The following is a 16180-nucleotide window of genomic DNA, read 5'->3' as shown; positions in this document are numbered from 1 at the left end:
CACGCAGAAAATATCTTTATTTTTTGAATGTAAAAATATCTTTGCGCTTGCACGCCAAAACAATAATGCCAAACAAATTAATAAGCGCTACCGGCACAACAAAGAAATCTTTGATTGTCCACAAAAGCTCTACATCAAAAATTGAGCCAATATAAACTATTGCAGCAACCAAGATATAATAAAAGCCCATGCCACGATTTTTTGTCAGATACACATAGCACTGGCTACCATTAAACGAGTTACCCAAAATAGTGCCAAATGCAAACAAGAAAACACTGGCAACCAAAATAATTGAACTTGCTGGGAAGTATTGCGCAAACGCAACGGCCACCATGTTGATGCCAAGACTCACACTTGGATCTTGCCAGGTACCGGTCAACAAAATAACCAAACCACTGAGCAAACAAATAAAGCCAATCGAGTAAGCACTGACCATGGACAAAACACCTTGATCAAAAGCATTTTGCGCACCCGATTCGGAATGTGGAATAGTTGCCGTACCAATGCCTGCTTCACTAGCATAAATACCGTTGGCAATACCCCAGCGCAACATCTTTTGCCAACCATAGCCAAGCAAAACACCCGTGGCACCATGTGCTGTACAAAACGATTCAAACATCAAACCAAACATAGCCGGCACGCGTTCAATATTCAATGCAATAATCCAAAGCGCCGCCCCACAGTATAATAAAAACATAAACGGCACCAACTTAGCTGACAAGTTACCAATTTTTTTAATACCGCCCATCAAATAAAACGTTACCAAACCTGCCATTAACAAACCGGTAATGCCAGTTGGCATGCCGTACGTTTGCAAAATATCGGCCAGCGTGTTTGCTTGATTACTCGACCATACCATGAGCAAGATTGCTGCCAAAAAAGCATAAATTGCTGCCAGTTTTGGATGAAACTCTTGACGCAAATATTCCATGGGCCCGCCGCTGTACGAACCATCTTCACGCTTGGTGCGATAGTGCATTGCCAAGGTAACTTCAACAAAGTTTGTTGCCGCGCCAAAAAATATAGCAATCAAAAAACCCAACAGGGCGCCTGGCCCACCAAGACGAATGACCACTGCAGGAGACACGATGTTACCAATGCCAATGGTTGTCGACATGGCGGTAAACAGCGCTTTGTGTGCCAACACCGTATGCTCGCCTTCTTTTTTTTGCCTGAAGAGACTTTTGAAAAGCAAGCGAACCATGTGTGGCAACATACGCAACTGCACAAAGCCCGTTTTAAATGACAAAAAGATGCTGCCAAAAAATAGGCAAAGCAGCGGGACTAATAATAAACTTTCGCTCAATTCTTTAACTGAATAGCCAAACAGCATAACAGATCCTTTTTGTAAGATTTCTTGATTGCTCAATTAAAAACGGGTCATTATCAAATAAACGCGCTACTGGACTTAAGAACACTGCTGATTCAAAAACTGCTTGCCTTTGTAAACAATAATCCCTATTCCCAAAACAATGAGTAACGGAATCAGATTGTACATGCCAGCATCAACCAACGACTTAGAACATAAATACAGTAAAAATGAGCAGCTCAAGAGTGCCGCCAACGCAACAATTTTGTTTTTGCTGGCCACAAAAAAGGCTACGGTTGTGAGCAAGTAGCCAATGGTAACGCCAAAATCACCAATCACCACCAAATAACTGTCTGCCGTGGTCAACAACAAAAAGATGCTAAGCAAGAAACACTGCACCATCAAGCAAACCCAGGGGATTTGGTTTTTGGTTAACTTGGTCAAATAAGAACCACCAATGATATTTTTGTCCTGAGCAATAGCATACAAATTCCAACTATTGTAAAAATACATGCCATAAAAGCCACCCAAAAACGAAAGCATTATCGTTGCATAAACAATATTGCTGAGCAAATCTGCTACAACCGGATCACTGGTAAACAAGCCTATTGCGTGCAAAAAAGGATTAACATCAAAGCTACCCTGAACGCGCAAAGCACAAAACTGCAACACAACGTAGACCAGCATGATAATACCAAAAGACGACCAAATCACTGCGGAAGCTTTACGCTGACTATCGCCAATTTTGTCGGCCACCGCACAGCAGGCCTCAAAGCCAACGTAAGCAAAAAAAACCATAGGAATCGTTTCAAAAAAGTTCGAAAAATCCCATGCTTGCGCAACATATGATGTGCCAGTACCAACAAATAACGCACCAACAACCAGCACCAACATGGGTATCATTTTCATGACAACAAAAAAGATTTGCGCACGCTCCATAAATTGAATATTAATCACATTGAGCAGGGTAAAAAATAGTACCAACAATAAATCAAATTTTAACCCTAAAAGGCCGCAGGGCAAAAGCACACGGTGCACCGATGCAACATTTTGTAGGTAACTTGAAAAAGCGTGAATCACCGCAGCATTACCTGCAGTTGTGCCCACAAAATAGCCCCAGCCACTCAAGAAACCCCAAAAACTGCCCAACGATTTTTGACTATACACATACAAACCGCCAGCTTCGGGATGTCGCTTAGCAAACCATGCAAAAACCGCGACCAACGGCAGTAAAAGAAGGCCACAAAAAAGCCATGCAAATGGACTGAATATCCCACTTTTTAGAGTAATTGATTGGGCTCCCAAAAAGAATGCGGCACCAATAACAATATTAATATTGATAATAACGGCTATCCAAAAAGGAATGGTTTGTTGTTTTGTCATAAATTTATTTTTTCTTGTTTAAATACAAAAAGGTTCCAACGGCAACGCCAATAAGTAACGGACTTGCATAGCAAAGCCGCAACATATTGCTGCCTTCAATAGAAACCCAAGAAAAATAACCAAGAGCGCCACATGAACCAAATCCAAGAGAAGTAAGCACCATTTTAAAGTAATCTTTTTGCTTTGCTTGAACACGAGCAACCGCTAAGAGCGTTAGCGTGTACGCAGTAAGAACACCCAATGTTGAAATGGCCAACAAAATTTCAGTCGTTGGAATAAAGGTAATAAAACCAAACGTTATGAAAGCAACAATAAAAATAGCATAAACGGGGCGGTTGTAGTGATTAACACTGGTCAACTTTTTTGGATGCGGAAAAAGTTTTTCCTGCGCCATGTTGAAAAAGTTAGTAATATTTGAAAGCGTTACCCCGTAAACTGCGTTAGCAAAGCTCAACAGCAAAATAACGGTCAACCCACGTTGCATAAACCACAACACATTTGCTGATTCAAAGCCCAAAAAGTTGGTGAAGGCGGGCACACCTTGAGCAGCCAACTGAGCAGCACCCATAATGTGCAAGACACCAAGATGGAATAATGCATACAAAGAAACAACCACAAAGAAACCTGTTAAAATAACACCAAAGGCTTTTTGTGAACCACCCTTGAGCATGTGGCTAATGTTGCTACAGCTTTCAAAACCGCTATAGCCAAAAATTGCTGCCGGAATTGCAAAGCCCAAGTTTTTTACATCGCTAAAGTTAAAAACGTACGAACTGTCCCAATAAAATGGCAAAATTACAATTACCAAAATCATGGGAAGTAATTTAATAATAGTTACCACACTCTGAATCTTACTAATGAGCTCCACTGAAACTAAATTAAGAAGCGCGAGGGTTAAAACAAAACCAATATTCAAAAGCAGGCTATATTCATGCCAAATCGGCGTAGGAAATTGTGCAACCAAAATATCGCGAAATGCCAATATTTGCGTTGCAGCAACGGCTATAAAGCCCCACAAATATGCCCAAATAGCAATAACGCCAAACGTTTTATTAATACCTTGTGTGCAGTAATTGTAAAAACTGCCACCCCCTGGGAACATCCGCGCAGCCAAAGCTACACCCCAAATGACCGGAAAGAGCATAAGTGCCACCAGCGGCCAGCCCAAAAAGCTCATAGAACCAGCGCGAGTAGTCATAATTTGTGGGCCAAAATAAATGCCAACACCAACAATAATGTTAATGCTCATTAACACTGCGGACAAAAATGAAATTGAACCTTGCTCTTTCATTGGCAAAAACCTTTCAGTTATTGTTAAATTGCCGCTTTGTGAAAAAAATACTCACGCAGGCGCCACCCTTGCAAAATTAAGTTCGTATGGTACGATTGATATGCTTTTTTGTGTAGAGTTAGTACAGAGGTGTGACACTCATATTAGGTTATATTAAGGATTTTTTATGAAAAACACAACAATCAAATCGGTCATTCTTGCCCTTACTGTAGTTGTTTTGCCAGGATGCTCTGTTGTTGATACTATCAAAGAAAAGCTCACCGGATCCAAAGAAGAATCAAAACCAAAAGCCATGCGGTCCTTAGTTAAAGAAGCTGCTAAAGACGGCGGCAAAGTCTTGTGCAGCATCAACGGCACTCCAGTCATCACCGAAAAAGATTTCAATCAAAGCATTCAGCAAATGCTGCAAGCAAACCCATACTTTCGTGGCGCTGGTGCTGAATCACTACCTGCTTCAATTAAGAAAAAGTTCTTTGACGAACTGGTTAAACAAAAGGTCATTATTACTAATGCTCAAGAATCTGGCTTGCAAAAAGATCCTAAATTTATTGAAGCCTATGAAGATATGAAAAAGCTTGTTAAAGATTCATTAACAGTACAATTCTTTGAAAAAGAAGTATTTGAAGGCATTAACGCTTCAGACAATGACGCACAAAAATATTTCAACGAAAACAAAGAACAATTTGTTAAGGTAGCCGGCGGCGTTCTTGTCTCTGGGGCTCGTTTTGAAAACGAAGCTGACGCAAATGCTTTCAAAGAACAAGCAAAAGGCAAATCTGAAGATGAATTTAACACATTGGCAAAAGCAAATAGCAAAGCAAAACTAAAAAGCTTTGGCCGCGTTAACAAAGCTGAAGAAAAAGGCTTTGGCGCTTCCAGCGTTCCTGGCCCAATTAAAGATACTGCGTTTGCTTTGATGGATCTTCCTGCCGTTGAAAAAGTAAAAGTTGCTAAAGAATTTTGGGTTATCCACGTTTCAGATAAAGAAGAAACAACATATTTTGCACTTGATGAAATTAAGCCACAAATTTTGAATATCCTGAAAAATAATCAGTTCAGAGAAAAACTTGATGAAAAACTTAAAGCAATCAAAGCAAATATGAATATTTCTAGCGACGAAGAATTCTTCAAAGATTCACAAAAATCTGACCTTGAAGCATTGGCAGAGCAATTTAAAAAGGCAGCACAAGCAAGTGGCGCAACCGAAAAACCAGCTGATAAAAAATCAGCAGCCACGGCTGTATAAGTAGGTAGTAAAAAGCAAGAAAAGTACTATATAAGGACGAGTTTTCGCTCGTCCTTTTTTTTATCAACAGAGGCATTTCCATGAAAAAGTTATTAATTTCCATCGTAATTCTTACCTCATGGCACTCACTGGCAATTGCAAAAAAGAAAAAAATGGCTCATCCAAAAAAGGTTTCTCTCGCAAAAAAAGCAGAACCTTTAAAAACATCAGCCATCAAAACTGAATCTGCACCAAAACCAACCAAGATAGCAACAACCACTCCAGCCGCCACAACAACACCATCCGAGCAAAAAAAAGAACGTACACGCTGGGAAATTGATAAAATTATGGTGCGCGTCAACGGCAACAACATTTTAAAGTCACATCTTGAACAACCACAACTAGGCAAAGAAGGCGGCTTTTATTCGCTTAATGAAATGATTGACGAAGAACTCTTCTGCCAAAAAGCAGTCGAGCGACACTTGATCCCAACCGTGCCAGACATCAACCGCCAAATTGTAAATCTTAAAATTCAAAGTGGTATGGCAAATATGTCTGACGATGACTTTGAAGCACAGCTCAAAGAAAACGGCTTTAACATGGCTATGTACAAACGCCAACTCAGCCGCTTGATGGCTGCTGAAAACTTGAAGCGCGTAGAAATTAGTGAAAAAGTTGTAATCACTTCACAAGAAGTTGAAGCACACTACAAAAACAATCCAACGTTTGCACCAGCTCGTTATCATTTAAAAATTGCTGCGATTCCAGAAGATAAAATTAGTGAGTATAAAAAGCTTCTCAAGACTCAAGAAATTACCTGGAAAGATTTGGGCTGGGTTGAGAAAAATGAAATTGATGAGCAATACTCTTCGGTATTAGCTATGAAAAAAGGGTTTATTTCCAAGCCAATCAAATCACAAGAAAAATATCACAGCATCTTACTTGCAGACAAAGAAGAACAACGCATTAAAACATTGGACGAATGTTATTTTGCTATTGAATCACAATTGCGCAATCAAAAACGCGACAAGCTTCTTGAACAATTGATGTGCGACATCAAAGAAAAAGCAACTATTGTAACGCTTTAAAACTTGAATTGACATTTTGGCAGCAGTTATTTAAATTGCTGCCACTTGTTTTTTAATAATAAAACTGTTTCAAAAAAAATAGGAGTTTTTATGAAACGTCGTTATATGATTGCATTCTGCTCGCTTGCATTAGTTAACTCACCTCTTTGCGCCATTCACGAAAACACTGCAACATTTGGTGCTATCGGTGGCGGGGTTGCTGCAGGCGCTTTATCTGCCTGGCTTACTTCATTGATTCTGAACACTCGTCCAACAACTATAGACATAAACAATGTTCCAAAAAAACTAGATTTTTCTCATTTAACAAACTCAAACAAACTCATTATTTCTAGTTTGGTTGGTTTGGGCGTGGGCGGTGTTTCTTGGTATTTTCTTAATAAATATCTTCATACTCTTACGCCAACCGGGCGCTTTAGAGCTGCAAGCGACTTAATTTATTTTGTTGAAACTGATTCGCTGATTGCACGTAATTTTAAAAGCACTGATGAAATTATTAGCCATGCCAATGGACGCTTTGGCAGCAGCTGGCCTCTTGTTTTGGCACGTAACGAATATACAACTATGAAAAATGCACTCACAACGGCCTACGGCCTACTCAGTGCTTCAGGCAGTGAAGCTGCCGGTAAGCCTGAATACGGCGACTTGTGCACGCGCTGCAAAACACAGCAAGAAAAAATTGGCGTTTTGGCAGAAGTTCTTGAACAAAGACTTAACATTTTGGTAAACGACAGCACTTATCAATTTCAAGTTACGTTGCACGAAAAGCACTTAGAAAAAGAACGTGACCGACAAATAAAAGAGCGTGAAATAGCAGCCAAACAAAATCAAAAAAAACAGGATCGTTGGCATGAATCTTCAGAAAAAAAGAAAGACCGTGAGTTGAAAGAAAGACTTGCTCAACAAGCAACGGGTCCTATAATTCTTAATATCTAATACATTGTTATTGTAAATACTAGGCTGCTCTTTGATGGCACTTTTTCTTGCATTCTTGCCACCCTTTGCTATCTTTCAATGATGATTGTCTTTTAGTTAAGATAATTGTTAAAAAAGAGGTAGATGGGAAGATTATGAAAAAACCAGTCGTTGTTGTTGTTGGAACTCGACCTGGCGCCATCAAAAGCATGCCAGTTTATCTTGCACTCAAAAAAGCCGGCATACCAACCATCCTCTGCGCAACATTTCAGCACGATAGTTTGTTGCAACAAGTTTTTGATCTTTTTGATGTTAAACCGGACATCAAACTAAACATCATGAAAAAAGACCAAGATTTGTTTTATTTAACCGCAACAATTCTTGAAAAGTTGAAGATTGTATTTCAAGAACTTAATCCTGAACTTGTCTTAGTACATGGCGATACAACAACTGCTTTTGCCGCAGCACTGGCTGCTTTTTATTTCAAAATACCAATAGGACACCTTGAAGCAGGCCTGCGCACCGGCAACAAATTTTCTCCATTTCCGGAGGAAATTAATCGTAAATTTATTAGTAATGTTGCAACGTATCACTTTGCACCAACAGCGCTTAACGTTGCCAACCTGTTGGCTGAAGGCGTTGCGCGCGAAGGAATTTTTTGCACCGGCAATGTTATTGTTGACGCACTTAATGCCATTCGCGAGCGCATTGACTCACAACAAATACCCATTGATCCAGCCATTCAACAAAAACTAGCATTATGCCAAGAAAAGAGTCTAAAGCCAATCTTGCTCACCGCACACCGCCGCGAATCATTTGATGGTGGCCTGGTTCGCATTTTTAAAACAGTTAAAAAATTTGGACAACAACATAAAGACCTTTTTATTTTTTATCCGTTCCATCCCAACCCCAATGTTTTGGCAGCGCTAGAAGCCTCCGGATTAAAAGAACTAGAAAATATTTACTGCTGTCCGCCTCTTGAATACAAAGACCTTATTCATCTGATTGTTTCAGTTAATTGGGTTATGACCGACTCTGGCGGCATTCAAGAAGAAGCGATTAGCGTTGGCAAAAAAGTGCTCATATTACGCGACATTACAGAACGTATTGAGGGAGTTTGGGAAGGACACGCCCTACTGGTGGGCACAGACGAAGCATTAATCGCTCAAGGCATGGCAAATTATTACACAGCACAACCAGACAAAATGGTTCCTACTTTTATTTATGGCGATGGTAATGCCTGCCAACGAATTGTTACCATTATAAAAACAACTATTCTTCAACATAATGACATACAAAAAAAACAAACCCTGAAAAATAGCAATGTTGTGCTATAATGGAAACTAAAAAAATTAACGGTTTGGAGAAACGGTAATGAAGCGTATTTCTATTCTTGGGCTTGGGTACATAGGTCTACCTACTGCAATTTTGGCAGCGGAGTGCGGCTATGAAGTGTTTGGTTTTGATATCAACAGTGAAAAAATTGCACGTATTAATGCAGGCGATCCAACAATTCTTGAACCAGAAATAAAAAAGCGCCTACTGCATGCTTTAAAAAAGAAAAACTTTAAAGCAAGTACCAATTTAGAGTATGCTGACTGCTTTCTTGTTACTGTCCCTACCCCACTTAAGCCAAATCGCAGCCCAGATCTACAATATGTTTTTAAGGCCTGCGAATATATTGCAAAACGTCTTATGCCTGGCAATTTAATTATCATTGAGTCAACGGTACCGGTAGGCACTACCGAACAACTTGCAAAACACATTGAAGATTTGTCGGGCTTAAAACAAAGCGTCGATTTTTTTATCACACACTGCCCAGAGCGTGGCTTGCCTGGTGTTCTTTTTAGAGAGCTTGTTGAAAATGATCGCGTTGTTGGCGGCATTTGCCAAAAATCGTGCGAACTTGCTTATCTGTTTTATTCAAAGTTTGTAAAAGGCTTCTTGCACGTCACCGACGACAAAACAGCAGAAATGATCAAACTGGTTGAAAACAGCTCACGCGACGTACAAATTGCCTTTGCAAACCAAGTAGCATCAATGTGCTACACGGCCGGTATTGACCCCTACCAGGTTATTGAACTTGCCAACAAACATCCGCGCGTTTCCATTTTAAACCCTACCTGCGGCGTTGGCGGCCATTGCATTGCCATTGATCCGGCATTTTTAATTGACAGCTTTCCAAACGACACAAAATTATTGCAGGCCGCGCGTGAAGTAAACAATAACAAGCCCTTGAGCGTTATTGAACGACTCTTGCAAAAAGTTGATGAATTCAACGAAATCAATAAAACCAAAGCAAATATCCTAGGCCTTGGCCTTTCGTTTAAACCAAATGTCGACGACATTCGAGAATCGCCCGCTCTTTTTATTGCACAACAATTAAGCAAGAAAAAAGATATGCTTAACTTTACCGCTTATGATTCATATGTTGACCGAGAGCACGTTGAAGTGCTCGGCATAGAACTTGCAACCAACCTACGAAAAGAAATAAACGAAACGGATATTATTCTCATTTTAGTTAAGCATGATGAATTTAAAATGATACCACACGAGCTTTTGTGTAATAAAATTATTATCGACTCGTGCGGCTTGCTTCATGAAATGGGTAAACACCAAACACAAAAATTTCTTACGGGAGCAACCAAAGCAAGTTGTAATCTTGAAAACATAACGTTCTAAAAACTATGGAACAATTTCAAGAAAAAAAAGAAAGAATAGTAATGAGGCAAGTATTTCTTCAAAAAGGACGCGCGTGTGTCCACAACGTTGATCACCCACAAATTGGTGATCAAGAATTGTTGGTACATGTACACCACTCATTTATTAGCAGTGGAACTGAAGGGGCAACACTCAACGCCTCAGGCCTTTCGTTACTACAAAAATTTAATCGCAATGTCACCGCAAATACCAATAAAGTTTTTGGTGCCATCAAAGAAAATGGTCTTGGCGGCACACTTGCTTTAATTAAAAGTAAAAACAATCAAATTTTGCCCGTTGGCTACTCATGCTCTGGTCAAGTGGTACAAGTTGGCAGTAAAGTAACACGCTTTACCGTTGGCGACTATGTAGCATGCGCAGGAGCAGGCATTGCCAACCACGCAGATTTTATAGCAGTCCCACCACAATTAGCGGTACGATTGCACGATAAAAAAAATCTAAAAATGGCGAGCATTACCACTATTGGTGCCATTGCACTGCAGGGAATTAGGCGAGCACAACTACAAGTTGGTGAACGCGTGTGCGTGATAGGGCTTGGCTTAATTGGCCAAATTACCGCCCAACTTGCAAAGCTTTCTGGTGTGCAAGTTTTTGGCGTAGACATTCAAGAACGACAACTTAGATTGGCAAAAAAATTGGGCGCTGATATCTGCTTAAACGCTCGAGAAAGTGACATTGTTCAAGAAATAACTATTGCCACAAATCATTTTGGCGTTGATACAACTATTATTACCGCCAGTGCTTCTAGTGGTGAAATATTAGAACAAGCCATGAAAATTACCCGCCGCAAAGGCCGTGTTATTTTGGTTGGTGATGTAAAAATTGATTTTGATCGCGAAGAGTTTTACCGCAAAGAAATTGATCTTTTAATCTCATGCTCCTACGGCCCTGGCCGTTACGATCCCGCTTACGAAAAAGATGGCAATGACTATCCATATGCCTACGTTCGCTGGACCGAAAACCGCAACATGGAGCTCTTTTTAGAACTGATCGAAAAAGAAAAAATTTGCATCGAAAAGCTCATTTCTCATGAATTTGATGTTGAACAAGCTGAAGAAGCATTTCAGTATTTACAACAAAAAAATTCGCTTGGCCTCGTTCTTAACTATGCTGCTTCGGAACAAAAACCACTTTCATATTTGGTTACCCAGCAAGAATATGAACCTAAAAGCTATCAGTACACTCCGCCCAAAGACACGCTCAACGTTGGCATAGTTGGCGCTGGCGGTTTTTGTAAAATAAAGCTTATGCCAACTATTGCCAAGTTATCAAAAACTGCCATCAGCTCAATTATAGATACCGATCAGGCAAACGCTTTAAATGTTGCCAGACAATACGGCTCTTCGTTAGTTGGCAATGACCATCGCAAATTATTAATGAACGAGAACGTACATGCCGTTGTTATTGCAACGCCACACCATTTACACGCACAACAAGCAATTGATTGCCTAAAAAGCAACAAGGCTGTTTTTGTAGAAAAACCGGCAGCGGTAAATTTTGAGCAGTTTCACGCCTTGAAAAATTTTATGCAAGCAAATCCGCAAGCACTCTATTGCGTCGATTTTAACCGCTCATTTTCGCCATTTATCAAAGATATTTACGAAGTAGTAAGCAAGCGCACCAACCCACTAGCAATACATTATCGCCTCAACGCGGGCTTTTTACCAAAAGAACATTGGATTCAGTCTAACATTAACCGCGGCCGCATTATTGGCGAAGCATGCCACATTTTTGAATTGCTCTGCTTTTTAACCAACGCCCGGCCACAAGTTGTTTCAGTTTATTCCATGAACACACTTGGCCCTGATATTCCAACAACCGATAATTTTGTTGCCAGTATCAACATGAGCGATGGTTCTTTTTGTTCTTTTATGTACACCTCACTTGGCAGCGGGGCTGCAGGCAAAGAATATATGGAGCTCTTTTTTGATGGCAAAACAATTATTATGAACGACTTTACTGAATTAACAGGCTACGGCTTACCACTCGCTTTTAACAAAAAAGTACGTACTGCCGACAAAGGACATGTTACTTTAATTGAAGAGTTTTTCAATGCAGCAAAAACACCCCAAACGCCATCGCCAACACCTTTTGAACGTATTGCCGATGCAACAGAACTTAGTCTTGTTATTGATTTACTAGCGCGCTCTGGCGGCGGTTGCCGCAAATTGCCGTACACTGGCGAACAACCGCATAATACACAATAGCTGGCTAACAGCGTCTAAAATGTTTTTCTAAATCGTGCTTAGAAAGCGTCCAGGTAGTTGGACGACCATGCACACAGATAAAGCGATTGTTCGTTTTTTTCAAACTTGAAACAAGCTGCTTCATTTGCTCTTCGCTCAGCTCGTCACCAGCTTTAACTGCAGCTTTGCACGCCATTTGACCATGCGTGTGCTCATTAAGTTTTTTTCTAAAAACATCGCGATCTAACCGCTCATGCTCTTGAATAAACGATGCAATCTCTAATACTAACTCACGCAATGAATGGTTTTGAATGCCAGGTGGCGATGATTTTAGAGCGATTTCATTTTTGCCAAATTGTTCAAGCTCAATACCTTGCTGCAAAAAGAATTCACGCTCGGCAACAACAAGTTTAAGCAAATCGTCGGGTAACTGAACCAACTCGGGAAAGAGTAGGGCGACGCCCTCTTTTTGTTCGAAATTTTTTAAATAGTGCTCATACAAAATGCGCTCGTGCGCCGCATGTTGGTCAATAATTACCAACTCTTCCTCACGGTCCAAAACTAAATACGTTTTAAAAAGCTGTCCTATCAATTTTGCACTCAGTTCAAACGGCACTACCGGTTGAGCAACGTGCGTGTACTCAGGTTCTTGCTGACAAACAGGCAGGGCAGACTCAAACTCTTGTTCCTGAATTGCTGGTTGAGCTTGCACGTTTTGAGCAGCAAAATCATGCACAAAAGAAGCTGTACTGCTAGATTGCCACGGCGTTGGGAGTGGCTTACTTTCAGCCTGTTCATAATATTCACGCGGCTTTGTCGACAGCATACTCACAAATTGTGCCGGTTCAGCTGGCATGAGCGTTGGAACACTTTGCAAACGCTTACTCACACTTTGCTCAAGCGTATTTTTAACCAGCTCTTGCAAACGCATGTGCACCGTTACCGGCTTGGTAAAGCGCACTTCTTCTTTTTTAGGATGAACGTTAATATCAACAAATTCTTGCTCAACATCAACAAAAATAAACGCTGCTGGGAACCTGCCGGGCGGCAAAACGTTTTGGTAACCCTTCAACAATGCCTTTGATAAATCGTGGTCTTTAACCCAGCGACCGTTAACAAAGAAAAATTGCTGCGTACGGCCATAGCGCCAAAAATGCTGGCCGGTAATAACACCACGCAGACTGAACCAACTATCTTGTTTGTGTGCAGGCACACTTGCAAGCTCAATCAAGTTTTGAGAAAAATTATAATCCCACAATTGGCTTGCACGGTCGTGCAATGTTTTTACGGCGGGAGCATTGAGCACCAGCCTACCGTCATGAAACATTTTGAAAGAGACCAACAAATTGCTCAAGCAAAAAGCTTGAACCAAATTGAGCAAATGGTTCCACTCAGTTTCGTCACGTTTAAGAAATTTTTTGCGCGCGGGAATATTAAAAAAGAGATCTTCAATTAAAAATTCAGTACCAGCTGCACAGGCAACCGCTTCTTCATGCACCAGCACACCAGCATGGTACACCAGCTTGGTGCCAAGGTCATGGTCGTGCAAGCGCGTTATCAGCGTTACTTTGCTCACGGCTGCAATGCTTGCTAGCGCCTCACCGCGAAAACCAAATGAATTCAGCGTTGCCAAGTCATCAAGTTTTTCAATTTTGCTCGTTGCATGCGCAACAAAGCACAAGCGCGCATCCTCTGGGCTCATACCGCAGCCATCGTCAACAATCCGTATGAGTGTTTTGCCTGCCTGCTCAAAATACAAAGCAACGTGCCCAGCATCCGCGTCAAGCGAGTTTTCGATCAATTCTTTAACAATGTTGGCAGGGCGCTCAACAACTTCGCCTGCGGCAATTTTTTGCGCTTCGTGAGGTGCAAGAATTTTTATTTTGTTCACTGACATTTCCCGGTTTGCCCAAATCAATTAACTTTTGGAGAGTAAACCTAGCACGAAGAACGCCAGTTAACAAGCGGTAGATTAAAGCTATTTACTCCAATCTATTGCTTCAAGATCGGTAATATTAACCGGCTCTTCAACCAAAATAGTATCTAAACCATAAAGATAGTTCGGTGTTCTATTAAATTCTTTACCCGCCATCAAATGAATAGTCAAAGGAAGCGATGGCTCTTCAAGCTCATGAAATTGCAAAAAGCGTTCTTTAAAATAAGTATCAAACATTGCATGCAAAACCTCTGACACACAACCAAATTTCTCGTAATAATTGAAAAATGCATGCTCCAATTTTTCACGATAGGCGTCCGAATTAGTTCCCATTAAAAAGGTTCCCTCAATACAACTCGGTTTAAATCTCAACTTTCCTCGAAGCCGTTCTATTGGAACTTTAAAAAAACAAGCCCGTTGCGGTGTTAGACCAATTTCAACAGCTTTTTGATAAATTTTTCGCGGATCAATAAGAATAAAAGAAATGAAATGCGCTTGTGTTTCTAGTACTGTTTTATAGCGCTCCATAAATTTATGATTGTTTTTTGGCGAAGTACTAAACGATTCGAAAAGAGCCGTTTTTATCTGTACACCATGTTCGGCGGCAGCTGGCGGCGAAATAAATCGCTCTCTTTGTCCATCGTGCCCGATAACACTAATCAACCATTGCTTGTTGGCCATAAAATAAACATAGCCCATATCTGATTTTTGTTCGTCATCACTACAAGAATCGGAATCTTCTATCGAAGAACCTGGAGAACTTGAAGAACTACTGGTACAAAGACCATGCACAACATCTTCTATTTCAAAAAGACCATCTGCCGCAGAAAACAAAGAATTTTGGCCTACACTTAGAATCAGCACAAGCCCTAGAATATATCTCATTACTTTCATAACAATCTCCTATCCTGACCCCTTTTTTAACCGCTTCTTGCGTATGCGCTCCAACCTCCTTTCTCGAGTTGTCGCCGCATGCTTTTCCAAATTAATGGTGGTACTCACTGGCTCTACCTGACTACCACTGAAAGTAACGACATCCGTTTTTAAATTCAAGAAAGCGCAATTACTGGTTAGGACCATTGGCATTTTTGGGTCATGCTGCTCAACCCGGACATTGCCAAGAAACCGGCACGTATTGTTGACCAGCAAAACTTCTGCCTTGTCAGCAGTAACGGTATTTTTTTGGCGCACAACCTTAACATTGCCCTCAAAAATAATCGACTGAAATTGTGACAACTGATTTTTAGACGTGTCGTCACCGGTAAGAGTTTTTTTTGTATCAAAAATCACCGACAACAGGTTTGCCGTAATAAAACTTTGGTCGGCAAACGTTGCTTTAACATTTTCTTGATAATCAAACGTAAAGGCTTTTTTTTGATTCGGCGCAGGATAGCACCGCATCTGTTGGCTGGTTATGGTAATTTTTGAAAAAGGATCAAGGCCCACAACAAAAGAGGGCAGGCCTGCGAATAAAAAAATCGCAAAGACTGCCCGTAAAACCGTTTTCTTTTTAATTACGCACATGAACCAACTTCAGTGGTAACAGAATTGCTCAGGTTATTTTTCATGATTGCCCATTTATTTTGAGCTTGAGCATACAAAACACTACTTTTTTGCTGCGCTTTTTCAAGTAAATCAAAACTCATTTGTTTTAGTGAAGTACCAATGCGCGGAACATACGGAACAACAACATCGTTCACTACAAAAAATATTGTTGCCTTGCCAAGGCTAAGTCCATGGTAAAGCATTTTAAGAACATGATGCAACATTTTTTGTTTATTCGACCAATTTGCACCGTCATTTCGCGCCTCTTGCTCTTCCTGGTCAACGTCTTCTCTCATATCATTAAGAAGATCTTGAACATCAACACCTTGTTCTTGAAGATCTCTTTTTAATTGTTCAATTTTTTCTTCAATAGAAAGAACTTGCACTTGACCTGTTTCTGTGTCGCAATCAAGAACCAACGCCTGCGTAATTTTTGCTGCCATGCAATTACTTGCACTAAATACAGCTACCAGAGCGGCAAAAAACAAACTGTTTTTTTTCATGAATTACTCCTTGTCTGAAATGTTACTTCCTGTTGAAAATTTCTTCTGTTCGCGCTGTAGACTAAAGGATAATTTAAAAAA

13 protein-coding genes are annotated in these 16180 nt (G+C 40.5%); 6 read left to right on the top strand and 7 right to left on the bottom strand.

What is annotated here, in order from left to right:
* Window positions 1-16: 16 nt before the first annotated feature.
* The 3 genes from K2W90_02290 to K2W90_02280 all read right to left on the bottom strand — a co-directional run bounded on the left by K2W90_02290 (window position 17) and on the right by K2W90_02280 (window position 3983).
* Window positions 17-1333: an amino acid carrier protein gene (locus K2W90_02290; protein ID MBY0353171.1), complete on the bottom strand. Its 1317-nt coding sequence runs from the start codon at window positions 1331-1333 to the stop codon at window positions 17-19.
* A gap of 75 nt (window positions 1334-1408) precedes the next feature.
* A complete protein-coding gene (locus tag K2W90_02285) occupies window positions 1409-2692 on the bottom strand; it encodes an APC family permease (protein ID MBY0353170.1) in 1284 nt (427 codons plus the stop codon).
* Between the two features lie 4 nt (window positions 2693-2696).
* Window positions 2697-3983 carry an APC family permease gene (locus K2W90_02280; protein ID MBY0353169.1) on the bottom strand — a complete coding sequence of 429 codons (1287 nt, stop codon included), beginning with the start codon at window positions 3981-3983 and terminating at the stop codon, window positions 2697-2699.
* Window positions 3984-4149: 166 nt separating this feature from the next.
* Here K2W90_02280 and K2W90_02275 point away from each other — a divergent pair, with 166 nt between their 5' ends.
* The 6 genes from K2W90_02275 to K2W90_02250 all read left to right on the top strand — a co-directional run bounded on the left by K2W90_02275 (window position 4150) and on the right by K2W90_02250 (window position 12136).
* Complete coding sequence (locus K2W90_02275; GenBank protein MBY0353168.1) at window positions 4150-5229, top strand: peptidyl-prolyl cis-trans isomerase; 1080 nt, start codon at window positions 4150-4152, stop codon at window positions 5227-5229.
* Between the two features lie 80 nt (window positions 5230-5309).
* Window positions 5310-6296 carry a hypothetical protein gene (locus K2W90_02270; protein MBY0353167.1) on the top strand — a complete coding sequence of 329 codons (987 nt, stop codon included), beginning with the start codon at window positions 5310-5312 and terminating at the stop codon, window positions 6294-6296.
* 90 nt (window positions 6297-6386) lie between these two features.
* On the top strand, window positions 6387-7229 hold the full coding sequence (locus K2W90_02265) for a hypothetical protein (GenBank protein MBY0353166.1): 843 nt from the start codon (window positions 6387-6389) through the stop codon (window positions 7227-7229).
* Between the two features lie 134 nt (window positions 7230-7363).
* Window positions 7364-8545 (top strand): UDP-N-acetylglucosamine 2-epimerase (non-hydrolyzing), encoded by a 1182-nt coding sequence (gene wecB, locus K2W90_02260; GenBank protein ID MBY0353165.1) that lies wholly within the window; start codon window positions 7364-7366, stop codon window positions 8543-8545.
* 37 nt (window positions 8546-8582) lie between these two features.
* Window positions 8583-9890: a nucleotide sugar dehydrogenase gene (locus tag K2W90_02255; GenBank protein MBY0353164.1), complete on the top strand. Its 1308-nt coding sequence runs from the start codon at window positions 8583-8585 to the stop codon at window positions 9888-9890.
* Between the two features lie 41 nt (window positions 9891-9931).
* Window positions 9932-12136, top strand: coding sequence for a bi-domain-containing oxidoreductase (locus K2W90_02250; GenBank protein ID MBY0353163.1), 2205 nt, complete (start codon window positions 9932-9934; stop codon window positions 12134-12136).
* A 4-nt stretch (window positions 12137-12140) separates the two neighbouring features.
* Here the strand turns inward: K2W90_02250 and mutL are convergent, their stop codons facing one another.
* The 4 genes from mutL to K2W90_02230 form a co-directional block, all read right to left on the bottom strand.
* Window positions 12141-14006, bottom strand: a complete 1866-nt coding sequence (mutL, locus tag K2W90_02245; GenBank protein MBY0353162.1) for a DNA mismatch repair endonuclease MutL — start codon at window positions 14004-14006, stop codon at window positions 12141-12143.
* Window positions 14007-14093: 87 nt separating this feature from the next.
* Window positions 14094-14945 (bottom strand): hypothetical protein, encoded by an 852-nt coding sequence (locus K2W90_02240; GenBank protein ID MBY0353161.1) that lies wholly within the window; start codon window positions 14943-14945, stop codon window positions 14094-14096.
* 9 nt (window positions 14946-14954) lie between these two features.
* Window positions 14955-15575, bottom strand: coding sequence for an LPS export ABC transporter periplasmic protein LptC (gene lptC, locus K2W90_02235; protein ID MBY0353160.1), 621 nt, complete (start codon window positions 15573-15575; stop codon window positions 14955-14957).
* The gene (locus tag K2W90_02230; protein MBY0353159.1) at window positions 15566-16099 is read right to left on the bottom strand and encodes a hypothetical protein; all 534 of its coding nucleotides are present in this window, start codon (window positions 16097-16099) and stop codon (window positions 15566-15568) included. Before K2W90_02230 ends, lptC begins: the two co-directional genes overlap by 10 nt.
* Between the last annotated feature and the right edge of the window lie 81 nt (window positions 16100-16180).

It is taken from the genome of Candidatus Babeliales bacterium (assembly GCA_019749895.1).
Classification (GTDB): domain Bacteria; phylum Babelota; class Babeliae; order Babelales; family RVW-14; genus AaIE-18.
The sequence above is the reverse complement of the archived record's forward strand: the minus strand, read 5'-3'. Positions and strand labels throughout refer to the sequence as shown.